Here is a 13285-nt window from a genome sequence, read left to right as displayed (position 1 = left end):
TTATCGGAATTGTATAAATTATAATTTTGCAGAAGGAGGAGATGTTCATGGCTAGCTCTAAAAAATTAAAATTCGGCGCACTTGTACATGGGGTAGGAGGGTCGGTATCCTCGTGGCGGCACCCGGAGGCGATTACCGACGCCAGTGTGAATTTTGAATTCTACAAGCGTCAGACATTAAAGGCCGAGGAAGGCAAGTTTGATCTCGTCTTTATTGCGGACGGTCTATATATTAACGAGAAATCTATTCCTCATTTCCTGAACCGCTTTGAACCGATTACAATTCTGTCCGCCCTTGCTGCGGTCACCTCGCGAATTGGTCTGGTTGGAACCCTGTCTACCTCGTATAGCGAACCCTTCACCGTATCCAGACAGTTTGCCTCACTGGATCATATCAGCGGCGGCCGTGCCGGCTGGAATGTGGTCACCTCTCCGCTGGAGGGCTCGGCGCTGAATTTCAGCAGAGCAGAGCATCCATCTCATCCACAGCGCTACAAGATCGCAGAAGAGTATTTGCAGGTGTCCAGAGGATTATGGGATTCGTGGGAAGATGATGCGTTCGTACGCGATAAAGAGTCTGGAGTCTTCTTCGATCCGGAGAAGCTGCATACGCTGAACCACAAGGGAGAGTTCTTCTCGGTGAAGGGCCCGCTGAATATTGCCCGCTCCAAGCAGGGACAGCCGGTGATCTTCCAGGCCGGATCCTCGGAAGATGGGAAGAATCTGGCGGCCAAGGAAGCAGACGCCGTATTCACAGGTCAGGAGACCCTGGAGGAGGCCAAGGCATTCTACAAGGATGTGAAGGAGCGCGCTGTCCGGTTCGGGCGGTCGCCGGAGGACATACTTATTCTGCCGGGAATCGGCCCGATCGTAGGCAGAACAGAGGAAGAAGCGGAGCGCAAATATCAGGAGCTCGCGGGGCTTGTGACCATTGAGAATGCCCTTAATTATCTGGGCCGGTTCTTCGAGCATCATGACTTCTCGCAATATCCGCTGGATGAGCCTTTCCCGGAGCTGGGTGACTTTGGGTCCAACAGCTTCCGCAGCGGAACCGACAAGATCAAGCAGAGAGCGAAAGAGCAGAATTTGACGCTGCGTCAGGTTGCGCTGCAGTCCGCAACACCGAGAACCGGATTTATCGGGACACCTGAGCAGGTAGCAGATAAGATCCAGGCTTGGCATGAGGAGGGCGCTGCTGACGGGTTCATTATTCATTCCGAGCTGCCTAGCGGACTGAGTGATTTCGTAGAGCTGGTGGTTCCTATTCTGCAAGAACGAGGTCTATACAGACTGGATTACGAGGCCGATACGCTGAGAGGGAATCTGGAGGTGCCTATTCCTGAGAACCGCTACGCCAAGCAAAAAGTGAACAGCTGATGCACACGGCGCCTATCCTTGCTTATATCGATACACTGAAGGAGGAGCTTACCCAGATTCGCCGGGATATTCATCAGTATCCGGAGGTGCTGTTCGATGTTCCGCGAACGGCGGGTAAGGTAGCCGAGCTGCTAGAGCAGTATGGCCTTGAAGTACATCGCCATGTGGGCTGGCACTTCGGCAGCGGGGTTATCGGCCTCCTCCATGGAAGCAAGGAGGGCCGGACGGTTCTGCTGAGGGCGGATATGGACGCCCTGCCGATCCAGGAGGAGACGGGAGCAGAATACAGCTCCCGTCACGCGGGCATCATGCATGCCTGTGGGCATGATGCGCACACAGCCATGCTGCTGGGCGCAGCCAAAGCGCTCAGCCGGTTCCGGAACGAACTTCACGGTAAGGTGAAGTTCGTGTTCCAGCCGGCGGAGGAGGGCACGCGCCAGCTGGAGTCAGACGGCCGCCTAATCAGCGGCGGCCGGGACATGATTGAGGCCGGCATTCTGGAGGACGTGGACATGTGCTTCGCCATACATGTCTGGCCAGATCTACCGGCTGGAACGCTTGGGCTGCACAAGAAGGAGGCCATGGCGGCTTCTTCTCACTTTACAGTCCGCTTCCATGGCGTGAGCGGACATCACAGCTCGCCGCACCTGGCAGCAGATGCCATCCTCATGGCCGCCCAATTCATTAATGAGATCAAGCTGGCCATGACCACCATGGTGAACCCGCTTGAACCTGCAGTGCTGTCTTTTGGAACATTGAATGCAGGTACTGTCTTGAATGCCATTGCAGACCATAGTGAGATTAAAGGCTCATTCCGGGCATTCCATCCGGCTGTGGTAGACAAAATTACGCACAGGATTCAAAGAACAGCGGAACTGATCGCACTGCAACATGGAGGAACGTCTGAGGTGATTCAGCGTACCGGAACTGTGTTGAATAACGATGGCCATGTGCTCCATTTGGCTGAACAAGCCGCACATATTGTGTTCGGGAAGCTCCGTGTTCAGGAGCTTAGACCGATCCTCGCTGGGGAGGACTTCGCGCTGTATACCGAACAAGTTCCAGGTACATTTGCTTTTCTGGGATCGTCGCCAGAAGGGGGCAACCCAGTCTATCCAATTCACCATCCGAAGTTTGAGCTGGATGAATCGATACTTACTTTGGGCGCTAAGCTTCATGTACAGTTCGTATTTGAGGCTCTGCAGGAAGAGCGGGAGGGTGCATTTAGATCAGCACCTGAACGTAAAGCCGTATGGTAGTTCTTAAGTCTAGATCGACTCTTTACCGCTTTTGAGCGTTGAATTGCCAATCTTGTGGAGAAAGGGAGTCTACAACCATGCGAAGAAGGAACACGGCACGTCCTTTCTTTGGTTATGACATTGACAAGAACGAACTTACGCGTACCCAGCCTGAGACGTGGAGAGACACTAACCCGAGCTTTGATTATTTTATAAGGCTGGCCCTCAAAGCAGAATTTGGGGTTCCTATTAAAGGTGAGCATTAATATCTATATGGAGGAATTAATCGCATAGTCTTTAGTTCAATCCATATAAAAGGGGAATAGACCAAATGAAATTTGCCCTGTTCAGCCTGATGATGAACATTCCCAATTCTGTAACCGGGGAGACATTGACGGCACAGCAGAAATTCCAGAACGTGCTGAACCAGGCAGTTCTGGCTGAAAAGCTTGGATTCGATGCATACGGGGTTGGCGAGCGTCACGGTGCTCCTTTTCTGTCCTCTTCTCCGCCGTTAGTGCTGACAGCCATAGCAGCAAGAACCTCACGGATTCGCTTGCTTAGTACTGTGACTGTTCTGAGTGTGCTTGACCCGGTTCGGGTAGCCGAGGACTATGCTACGCTCGATCACCTCTCGGGAGGAAGACTGGAGATGATTATTGGCAAAGGAAATGATCCGCGCCATTATTCGCTCTTCGGGATTACCGAAGAGGAGCAGTGGGACTCCCTTGCCGAGCGGTATGAATTGCTGCGGCGCCTATGGAGAGAGGAGGAAGTCAGCTGGGAGGGACACTACCGTACACCGCTGGATCAGGTTACAACACAGCCAAGACCGTTTCAGAAGACGATTCCGCTCTGGCATGGCAGCGCGTCGAGCACGAGATCAACAGAACTTGCTGCGAAGTACGGGGAGCCGATCTTCTCTTCCAATACCTTTCACCCTATGGCTAAATACAAAGCCTTGATTGATCATTACCGCGAGCGGCTGGCCTACTATGGACATGATCCCAAAACTGCTGTAGTCGGTGCAGGTGGAGGCAGCTTGTATCTTGCCAATACGAATGAGGAAGCTATCCGGCGATATCGTCCTTATTATGAATCCTTCCAATCTACCGATTCCGCCAAGCATAACCAGTCCCCGTTCAAAGACCTTGAGGACAATATCGAGAATGGACCCGCTCTGGTCGGAAGTGCAAACCGGGTTATAGAGAAAATCCTGAAATATCATGAGGCTTACGGGCATCAAGTGCTTAGTATCAGCGTAGACGGGTTGACCGAGGCTGAGCAACTGGAGCAGGTTGAACGGTTTGCAACTGAGGTTATCCCTGTGCTGAAGCGGGAAATCCCCAGCGCGGTATGGGAGTCTTCTTCGGTGCTGGAACCAAGCTTGAACAAAGTGAGCCACTAAAGTGACATGCACGGAAGAAATATGCCCGGAAGGCCGCCGCTTGCTATTGCCCAGATTTCTTAATTAAATTTATTAGGTGGAATTTTGGAACAAAGAATATGCTTCCAATGTAGCTTTCTTTCAGAAAGCTTGTAGGCAACGCTTCGCTCACCCAGAATCATTCACACTCTTACCTACGGGAGACTTTATTATACTCAGTGCACCCAGTGCTCTATTAAATCCGACTAATTCGGTAAGTTAAATAAAATTAAAATATATTTCGGGAGGAACTTACCATGAGTACTATTCATATTCCAGACTATCTGGATACTTACCGAGTGTTAGAACAAGCCGTCGCGGGCCTTAGCCCTGAAGAGCTGAAATGGAAAGTATCAACCGAATCTTGGAGTATCACTGAAGTGCTGGCCCATTTAGCCGATCACAACTTCGTTGTGTCTTTCCGGATTCGCGATGTGCTTGCCGGCACGACAGCTCAGCTGCCTGCTTTTGATCAGGATGCCTGGGTATACGGTCAGAAGGCGAACGAGAGCAGCATTGAAGAGATCTTGACTGTGTATCAGGCGCTGCTTCAGTATAACAGCCTGCTGTTTGGACGCTTGACGGATACGGACTGGAAGAAGACCGGAGTGAATTTCAAAGGAGAGACGGTAACAGCTGAAGCGATCGTATCGGGGTTCATCAGACATGTGCATCATCATATCGGTCAGATTAACCGGATCAAAGAGGCATTAGCAGCCAGTTCGCACAGGATGAGGTGCCTCAAGCCTAACAGAGCTGCGAAATAAAGTGAGTACCTACTGCTGTTCACGTTCAAACTTGTCAAAAGGGAGAGATCATATTGAACAAGAGAAAAGCTTCAAATTGGATGAAATTTGTACTCGTATCGGCGGCATTCATTCTTGTACTTACCGGATGCGCTTCAAGCAAGGGATCAGACGATACCGGAACGCCAAAGGCTGCGGCTGAAGGGAGCAGCAGCAGTTCTTCATCAGGCGGTGAACTGACTTATGCGCTGGCCACTTCACCGGATTCTCTGGACGCTGGCAAGAGCGGTTACGCCGTATCTCACAGGGTGTTCCGTAATGTTTTTGACAGCTTGGTATCCGAGCTGCCTGACGGCACCTTCAAGCCATGGCTGGCTGAGAGCTGGACGAAGTCGGCGGATGGCAAGAGCTATACCTTCAAGCTGCGTCACAACGTTAAGTTCCATGACGGAACTCCTTTTAACGCGGAAGCGGTGAAGGCCACTCTCGATCATACCCAGACCTTGACCGGGCAGGCGCGCACGCTGATTGGGCCTTATAAATCCGCCGAGGTCATTAGCGAGGATACGATCAAAGTGAACCTCACGGAACCTTTTGAGCCGCTGCTTAGCGGTTTAAGCTCCGCTTTTCTCGGGATATCCTCACCTAAGGCACTTCAGCAGTATGGTGAACAATACGGTAAGCACCCTGTGGGAACTGGCCCGTTCAAGTTCGTAAGCTGGTCCGAGAACGACCAGATTGTACTTGAGAGGAATTCAGAGTATAACTGGGGACCGCCGATTGCGGACAACAAAGGAGCTTCGCATCTGGATAAGCTGATTTTCAAAATTGTCCCTGAAGAAGCCACCCGGATTGGCAGTGTCCAGAGCGGACAGGTGCTTGCCGCAGAGACAGTGCCCCCGCAGAACATTCTGACTTTGAAGAACGATCCTAATATTAAGCTGGATACAGCTATAACCAATGGTACACCGTACACGCTCTACTTCAACACAAGCAATGCGCCATGGAGCGACCCCAAGCTGCGAGATGCTGTGAGGTCCGCTGTAGATGTGGATACGATTGTAAAGACCCTGTATCTGGGCACGTATCAACGGGCTTGGTCCGTTCTGACACCTGGCATACTTGGTTATGATGCCACACTCGAGAATAGCGTGAAGGCTGACGCGGCGAAAGCGAACCAGCTGCTGGATGAACTTGGCTGGATCAAAGGGGCAGATGGTATCCGTGAGAAGGACGGCAAGAAGCTGACGCTTCGGTACCTGGAGTCTTCACCCAACCGGGAGAAGCGCAATGATATTGCCGCGATTGTCCAGCAGCAGCTGAAGCAGGTCGGTGTGGATGTCAAGCTGACAATTACCAAGGATACCGTTACCCCGCTGACTCAAGGCGAGTATGATTTGGTCGGCAATTCCCAGGTTAAGGCTGACCCGGATATTTTGCGCAATTTGTTCCGATCGGACAGAGTATACGGCAAGGGCGGTTACAATTACGTGAAGCTGAATGACCCTGCAATCGATAAGCTGCTGGATCAAGGCTATCAAGAGACCGATCCGCAGAAGCGGAAGGCGGCCTATGCGCAGATTCAGCAGTACGTGATCAAGAATGCTCTCGCCCTTCCAATCTATGTATTTCCTTATACCGTGGCCCATTCGAGCAGCGTAGAAGGATTGAAGTTCGATCTTCTGGGCTATCCACAGTTCTACGACGTAACGACTCGCAAATAGACAACAGGGAGCTAATCATATGACCGGAGCCATCGCAACCCGTCTGTTCTCCTCCTTGCTTGTTGTTCTTGGCTCATCGATGCTGGTGTTCATTATTATGTATCTGCTGCCCGGTGATCCGGTGCTGATCATGCTTGACGGCAATGCGTCTACACCGGAAGCCATCGCCAGCCTGAAGAGCCACCTTGGGCTTGACCAACCGTTCTATGTCCAGTTCTACAGGTATTTTATCCATCTGCTTCAGGGCGACTTTGGGGTCTCCAGAGTGAATGGGGATCTGGTCCTTCCGAAGATATTGGAACATCTTCCGGCTACGCTGACCCTGACCCTTGTTAGTGTGTCCGTATCGCTAGTTGTAGGTATTCTTCTAGGTGTACTTTCTGCCATCCACCGGAATGGAGTTATTGATTTCGCGGCCCGTTTCATTGGGCTGTTCGGAATCTCGATGCCTGCGTTCTGGACGGGAATCCTGCTGTTGCTGCTGTTCTCCATTCAGCTTGGCTGGTTGCCCGCCATGGGTTCTGACGGCTGGAGGACGCTGGTTCTTCCAGGGCTCACGCTTGGGCTCATCGGAGCAGGATTCATCGTACGGATGGTGCGTAATACGATGCTTGAGGTGCTTGGAGAGCCGTATATTTTGACACTGCGGGCCAAAGGGCTCTCTGAGAGGGCTGTCATGTACGGTCATGCTCTGCGCAACTCCCTGATTCCGGCGCTGACCATGATTGGCCTTACGGTCGGGGAGCTGCTCAGCGGAACTGTGGTGACCGAGACCGTCTTCGCCCGGCAGGGAATCGGAAGAATCTTGGCGGATGCTATCCTGTCCAAGGATATCCCAGTTGTGCAGGGAGTTATCTTTTTCACGGCCATGATCTATGTCTTGACCAATCTGATCGTAGATATTTCGTATTCGTTCATCGATCCCCGGGTTAGACGCTCGCAGCTTAAGGGAGGAGTGTAGATGAAGGAAGCAACGGCGCTTAAGCCGATTTGGAAAACAACCTGGAAAGCGCGTGTGTCATTAAGGCGCATTAGCGCATCCTCATTCTTCTTATATGCTGCCTGCTTGGTCGTCGCATTTATGACCGCGTGTGCGATAGTTCCCCAGTGGATAGCCCACTATTCACCTGAGGTTATGGATCCCAATCAGCTGCTGCAGCCTCCAGGGGCGGCCCATCTGCTCGGAACGGATTACTTTGGAAGAGATGTCTTCAGCCTGGTGGTATATGGCGCCCGGGATTCGCTGCTTATCGGAGTCGCTTCCGTTCTTGTGGGAGGCGGACTTGGGGGCGCTATCGGCGCTCTATCCGGATATGCCGGGGGATGGGTGGACGTCCTGGTGATGAGGCTGATCGAGATCCTGATGTCCATTCCGGGCATTCTGCTTGCGCTTGCCATTGCAGCCGCAGTGGGGCCTAGTCTGTTCAATATTGTACTGGCGGTCTCAGCGGGCGTTATCCCTAATTACGCAAGAGTGATGAGAAGTCAGGTCCTGACGGTGAAGAATAAGCCCTATGTGCTGGCTTCACGTTCGATCGGAAGCTCGGGGCTGAGTATCTTCCTGAAGCATGTCCTTCCCAACTCGCTCTCCCCGTTCCTGGTTATGGCTACAGTCGGTATTGGCACGTCCATTCTGACGAGCTCAGGTCTTAGCTTTCTGGGGCTTGGGGTGATCAAGGAGATTCCCGATTGGGGAACCGTCCTCTCACAGGGGAGAGGTTACTTGACGGTAGCCTGGTGGATATGTACCTTTCCTGGCGCAGCCATTGCGCTATTTGTGCTATCTGTGAATGTGATCGGCGATAGGGTCCGCGACGCTCTGGATCCGAGAAAAAGCGGCGGTTAAGTAGATATGAGTTAGACTGCATGAGATAAGGTGCATCTTTAGAACATTCCGTATTATTGGCAGGAGGCAGCCTATGACAGAACCCTTATTGGCCACCCAGGGCTTGTCGGTGGAATTTGAGAAATCCGGGAGTTTTCTTGAACCGGTATCGGACGTGTCTTTTTACATTGGCCGGGGTGAGACCGTCTGCCTTGTGGGAGAATCGGGCAGCGGGAAGACAATCACTTCCAAAGCCATTATGCGGTTGATTGATTTCGAACGCGGCCGTATCAAATCAGGCAGCGTCAAGCTGGATGGTGAAGAGCTGACGACTCTTCCGGCCAGCCTGCTTAGGTCCATTCGGGGCAAAGGAATATCCATGATCTTCCAGGAGCCCATGGCAGCCTTCGACCCTGTATTCACAATAGGTGCCCAGCTAGTGGAGACGATTCGCCGTCATGACAGGCGAACCCTCGGGGAAGCACGGGCCCATGCCGTGCATCTGCTGCAGCGTGTGGGACTGCCTGAACCGAAGCTTCGGATGGACCAGTATCCAAGTGAACTGTCAGGCGGCATGCTTCAGCGTGCCATGATCGCGATGGCTCTTGCCTGTGGTCCGGAGCTGCTTATTGCTGATGAGCCTACCACAGCGCTCGATGTCACCATTCAGGCTCAGATTCTGCGCCTGCTAGAGGAGCTCAAGACCGAGCTCGGCATGTCAATTTTGCTCATTACCCACGATCTCGGCATAGCAGCCGAGATCGCAGATCGCATGATCGTCATGTATGCCGGCAGAATTGCCGAACAGGCTCCGGCGGATCGCCTCTTCGCACAGCCAAGGCATCCTTATTCCGCAGGACTGCTGCGCTCCATCACGGCCATGGACAGCGATCGCAGCGCTCCGCTGTACACGATTGAAGGCGCCCCGCCGAATGTGACGGAATTTCCGTCAGGCTGCCGGTTTCATCCGCGCTGCCCGCTGGCTACAGCCAAGTGCAGGGAGGAGGCTCCTCCTCTGCTGGGTAGTGACGGTCATGAAGCTGCATGCTGGCATACGGACGAACTGCTTAAGGAAATGTCGCGTCCATTTCCTCAATTAGGGAAGATCAATCCAGATCCGCAGAATATCGGTATTCAACCGGTTGCCGGTGAGTCCAAGCCGAAACTGCCTGGGGCTGAACAAGGATTGCTGTTCGATGTGGTGGGGCTTACCAAGCATTATCCTGTCAAGAACGCGTTAGGCTTGACGAAGGCCGTCATCCACGCCGTGGATGACGTGACGTTCTCCATTCACAAAGGAGAGACGTTCGGCCTTGTCGGCGAATCCGGCAGCGGCAAGTCCACGCTCGGGCGTGTCCTGATCCAGCTGGAGAAGGCGACGGGCGGAGAGATTTTTTTCCAGGGAGAAGAGCTTACGGCTATGAAGCCCGCCCGCCGCAAAATGCTCAGGCGAGACATGCAGATGATCTTCCAGGACCCCTATGGGTCGGTTAATCCCCGCTGGACGATTGGAGATACCATTGCAGAGCCGCTGGAAGTACATCAGAAGCTAAGCGCCGCAGAGCGCAAGAGCCGGGTGGATGAGTTGCTTGGCTGGGTTGGCCTCAATCCGGCATGGGCGAGCCGCTACCCGCATGAGTTCTCCGGCGGGCAACGCCAGCGGATTGGCATTGCCCGGGCTATAGCGCTTCAACCAAGCTTTATCCTTGCGGATGAAGCGGTCTCGGCGCTGGATGTATCCGTGCAGGCCCAGATCGTGAATCTGATGCAGGAGCTGCAGGCCCGGCTGGGACTGACTTATGTATTCATTGGGCACGGTCTGAATATTGTCAGACACGTATCCTCGCGTATTGGTGTCATGTACCTCGGTAATCTGGTAGAGATTGCTCCTGCCGAAGAATTATTTCGCCATCCTGCACACCATTATACCGCAGCATTAATCTCCTCCATTCCATGGCCAGATCCCACAAGGAAAAGGGAGTTCTCAGCGATACAAGGGGAGATCCCATCCCCTGCTAACCCGCCCAAAGGGTGCCGGTTCCATACCCGCTGTCCGGCTGCAACAGCCCTATGCCGGGAACAGGCGCCCAAGTTGGTTGAGATTGGGAGCGGGCACTTCGCGGCTTGTCATTATCCTTTATAGAAAAAACACACCATTTTTGTCGGAATAGTCTTTTCAAATAACAAATTGTGTGAGAGAATATGGAAAATGCAATTTATTCTGCGGTTTTTGTTACTTGATAAGGAGGATTTTATTCATGTCAGAAGAACGCAAATTCGGCTTTGAAACCTTGGCCATTCACGGTGGACAAGAAATTGATCCAACGACGCAATCGCGTGCGGTACCGATCTATCAGACAACCTCTTATGGTTTCCGTGATACCGAGCATGCTGCCAATCTGTTCGGGCTCAAAGAATTCGGCAATATTTATTCGCGTATTATGAATCCGACGAATGATGTATTTGAGAAACGGATTGCCGAGCTTGAGGGCGGGGTAGGAGCTCTTGCGACCTCTTCTGGACAGGCTGCGATTACATTCTCCATTCTGAACATTGCCGGTGCGGGAGATGAGATTGTATCTTCATCGACACTCTACGGCGGAACTTATAACTTATTCTCCACTACGCTGGCGAAGCTCGGCATTAAAGTTACTTTCGTGGATGCCTCCAATCCGGAGAATTTCCGGGCAGCGATTACCGATAAGACCAAGGCATTATATGCGGAGACCCTCGGTAATCCGAAGGGTGATGTGCTGGATATTGAAGCGGTTGCCGCTATCGCTCATGAGAACGGCCTTCCGCTAATCGTGGATAATACGTTCCCAAGCCCTTATCTGCTGCGCCCGATTGAATTTGGGGCTGATATCGTTGTTCACTCCGCCACTAAATTCATTGGCGGTCATGGAACGACAATTGGCGGTGTCATTGTAGACAGCGGCAAGTTCGACTGGAAGGCAAGCGGCAAATTCCCAGGTCTGACTGAACCGGATCCAAGCTACAATGGGGTTGTCTACAGCGATGCGGTAGGACCACTTGCTTACATTATCAAAGCGCGTGTACAGCTTCAACGCGATCTCGGAGCTTCATTATCTCCGTTCAACTCATGGCTGCTGCTGCAGGGACTGGAGACCCTTCACCTAAGAGTGGAACGTCACAGTCAGAATGCGCTCAAGGTTGCGCAATATCTGGAGGCGCATGAAGATGTGGAATGGGTCAGCTACGCAGGCCTGCCAAGTCATGCATCTTACGAGCTTGCCAAGAAATATCTCCCTAAAGGCCAAGGGGCGATTCTCACCTTTGGAATTAAGGGCGGCATTGAATCTGGACGTAAGCTGATTCACAGTGTGAAGCTGTTCTCCCACCTGGCTAATGTCGGCGATTCCAAATCCTTGATTATTCATCCGGCAAGTACAACTCACCTGCAGCTTACAGAAGAAGAGCAGGCAAGTGCAGGGGTAACGCCAGGCTTAATCCGGTTATCGATCGGCACCGAGTCGATTGATGATATCCTGTATGACCTGGAGCAGGCTATCAAGGCCAGCCAGGCTTAAGGTACAGGCTGGGCTCATATAACTATGCGCGAAACGCTGCTGCTCCTAATAGGAGAGCAGCGTTTTTTGGTTTATTGCTGCTAAAGCGCATGTATTAACCCATAGAAGGCTGGTTGGTACAGCTTGGAGTATATATCCGTATGATTGAGGGATAGCGGCGGCAGCTTCGGCTTGTCTTTTACCAGAGAAAGCGCTACAGTCATCCTACATGATACACACCATTTTAATTATCGGTGATGGGCGGGATTTGCCCGGCATCAGACATAAGGAGGCAAATCAAAATGAAGCTGCTAAATTTCACAAAAGAAAGCGGCGTACGGCTAGGAATTCTGACAGAACGTGGAGTGCTGGATATAGCCAGGGCATTAGATACGGTTGCCCCAGAATCGGGGGCTCCTGTTCCGGTCTCCGTTCCCGAAGTCATTGAAGGTGGTCAGGAGGCGGTCCAGGTTCTGAAAGATTACATAGAACAACTGACTGCCTCAGGAGCCGATCATTCCGCCTTGTGGCTTGAGGAGAAGGGCCTAAAGTGGGCTCCCAGTGTGACGAATCCGAACAAAATCATCTGTGTGGGGCTGAATTACCGTAAGCATGCTGAGGAGACTCATGCCCAAGTACCGGAATATCCGATACTATTCAATAAGTTCAACAATGCATTAGCTGCGAGCGGCGAGGACATTCCTCTTCCCAAAGTAACGGCCAAGGTCGATTACGAGGCAGAACTTGCCGTTGTGATCGGCAGGGAAGCCAAATATGTTCCCAAGGAGCAGGCATTGGATTATGTATTCGGTTATTGTGCGGCCAACGACTTATCTGCACGTGATCTGCAGATGCGGACCCCGCAGTGGCTGCTGGGCAAATCCTGTGACAAGTTCGCCCCGCTTGGACCTTACCTTGTTACAGCCGATGAGGTTGGTAATCCGAACAGTCTCGACATTAAGTGTACAGTGAACGGAGAGATCCGCCAGCATTCGAACACGTCGGATATGATCTTTGGAATCGAAGAAATTGTCAGCTACATCTCACAGCACATGACGCTGGTGCCGGGTGATATTATTCTGACCGGCACACCGGAGGGCGTCGTGCTGGGGTATCCGCCGGAGCAGCAGGTGTATTTGAAGGATGGGGATCAAGTGACCATCGAGATTGAGAAATTAGGTTCGCTGATTAACCGTATGGTAGCTGAGGATAAGAACTAGGACCTTGAGATGTTTTTATATAAATTGAACTTAAGAATCACAATGGTCAAGAATGTGAAGGATTTAGGAGAAGCGAAGCCTTTCGCTTTAAAAAGATTGATCAATAAAGAGAGTGCCCCGGGAATAACCTCCCGGGGTATTTTTAACTTTCAGCCTGCTTAATGTTAGGATACAGACCCCCGTGATCAATGCCCTTTACA

At 52.1% G+C, this 13285-nt stretch carries 11 protein-coding genes; all 11 read left to right on the top strand.

Annotated features, from left to right (window positions below):
- The first annotated feature begins 47 nt into the window (after window positions 1–47).
- Window positions 48–1376, top strand: coding sequence for an LLM class flavin-dependent oxidoreductase (locus ACEN86_RS16960; RefSeq protein WP_495631717.1), 1329 nt, complete (start codon window positions 48–50; stop codon window positions 1374–1376).
- Window positions 1376–2635: a M20 metallopeptidase family protein gene (locus ACEN86_RS16955; RefSeq protein WP_495631716.1), complete on the top strand. Its 1260-nt coding sequence runs from the start codon at window positions 1376–1378 to the stop codon at window positions 2633–2635. Before ACEN86_RS16960 ends, ACEN86_RS16955 begins: the two co-directional genes overlap by 1 nt.
- A 77-nt stretch (window positions 2636–2712) precedes the next feature.
- Window positions 2713–2880 (top strand): hypothetical protein, encoded by a 168-nt coding sequence (locus ACEN86_RS16950; protein WP_495631715.1) that lies wholly within the window; start codon window positions 2713–2715, stop codon window positions 2878–2880.
- A 65-nt stretch (window positions 2881–2945) separates the two neighbouring features.
- A complete protein-coding gene (locus tag ACEN86_RS16945; protein WP_495631714.1) occupies window positions 2946–4022 on the top strand; it encodes an LLM class flavin-dependent oxidoreductase in 1077 nt (358 codons plus the stop codon).
- A 275-nt stretch (window positions 4023–4297) separates the two neighbouring features.
- Window positions 4298–4807: a DinB family protein gene (locus tag ACEN86_RS16940; protein WP_495631713.1), complete on the top strand. Its 510-nt coding sequence runs from the start codon at window positions 4298–4300 to the stop codon at window positions 4805–4807.
- A gap of 53 nt (window positions 4808–4860) precedes the next feature.
- Complete coding sequence (locus ACEN86_RS16935; protein ID WP_495631712.1) at window positions 4861–6510, top strand: ABC transporter substrate-binding protein; 1650 nt, start codon at window positions 4861–4863, stop codon at window positions 6508–6510.
- Window positions 6511–6529: 19 nt separating this feature from the next.
- Window positions 6530–7471: an ABC transporter permease gene (locus ACEN86_RS16930; protein WP_495631711.1), complete on the top strand. Its 942-nt coding sequence runs from the start codon at window positions 6530–6532 to the stop codon at window positions 7469–7471.
- Window positions 7472–8356, top strand: a complete 885-nt coding sequence (locus tag ACEN86_RS16925) for an ABC transporter permease (RefSeq protein WP_495631710.1) — start codon at window positions 7472–7474, stop codon at window positions 8354–8356. It begins immediately after the preceding gene.
- 73 nt (window positions 8357–8429) lie between these two features.
- Window positions 8430–10478, top strand: coding sequence for an ABC transporter ATP-binding protein (locus ACEN86_RS16920; protein ID WP_495631709.1), 2049 nt, complete (start codon window positions 8430–8432; stop codon window positions 10476–10478).
- Window positions 10479–10593: 115 nt separating this feature from the next.
- The gene (locus ACEN86_RS16915; protein WP_495631708.1) at window positions 10594–11886 is read left to right on the top strand and encodes a homocysteine synthase; all 1293 of its coding nucleotides are present in this window, start codon (window positions 10594–10596) and stop codon (window positions 11884–11886) included.
- A 281-nt stretch (window positions 11887–12167) separates the two neighbouring features.
- Window positions 12168–13085, top strand: coding sequence for a fumarylacetoacetate hydrolase family protein (locus ACEN86_RS16910; protein WP_495631707.1), 918 nt, complete (start codon window positions 12168–12170; stop codon window positions 13083–13085).
- Window positions 13086–13285: the final 200 nt, after the last annotated feature.

This window comes from Paenibacillus sp. Paensp111 (assembly GCF_059492195.1).
The sequence above is the reverse complement of the archived record's forward strand: the minus strand, read 5'-3'. Positions and strand labels throughout refer to the sequence as shown.

Bases quoted from the DNA above. Each gene is read 5' to 3' on its own strand.
- ACEN86_RS16960 (WP_495631717.1), top strand. From the start codon at position 48: ATGGCTAGCTCTAAAAAATTAAAATTCGGCGCACTTGTACATGGGGTA.
- ACEN86_RS16955 (WP_495631716.1), top strand. From the start codon at position 1,376: ATGCACACGGCGCCTATCCTTGCTTATATCGATACACTGAAGGAGGAG.
- ACEN86_RS16950 (WP_495631715.1), top strand. From the start codon at position 2,713: ATGCGAAGAAGGAACACGGCACGTCCTTTCTTTGGTTATGACATTGAC.
- ACEN86_RS16945 (WP_495631714.1), top strand. From the start codon at position 2,946: ATGAAATTTGCCCTGTTCAGCCTGATGATGAACATTCCCAATTCTGTA.
- ACEN86_RS16940 (WP_495631713.1), top strand. From the start codon at position 4,298: ATGAGTACTATTCATATTCCAGACTATCTGGATACTTACCGAGTGTTA.
- ACEN86_RS16930 (WP_495631711.1), top strand. From the start codon at position 6,530: ATGACCGGAGCCATCGCAACCCGTCTGTTCTCCTCCTTGCTTGTTGTT.
- ACEN86_RS16925 (WP_495631710.1), top strand. From the start codon at position 7,472: ATGAAGGAAGCAACGGCGCTTAAGCCGATTTGGAAAACAACCTGGAAA.
- ACEN86_RS16920 (WP_495631709.1), top strand. From the start codon at position 8,430: ATGACAGAACCCTTATTGGCCACCCAGGGCTTGTCGGTGGAATTTGAG.
- ACEN86_RS16915 (WP_495631708.1), top strand. From the start codon at position 10,594: ATGTCAGAAGAACGCAAATTCGGCTTTGAAACCTTGGCCATTCACGGT.
- ACEN86_RS16910 (WP_495631707.1), top strand. From the start codon at position 12,168: ATGAAGCTGCTAAATTTCACAAAAGAAAGCGGCGTACGGCTAGGAATT.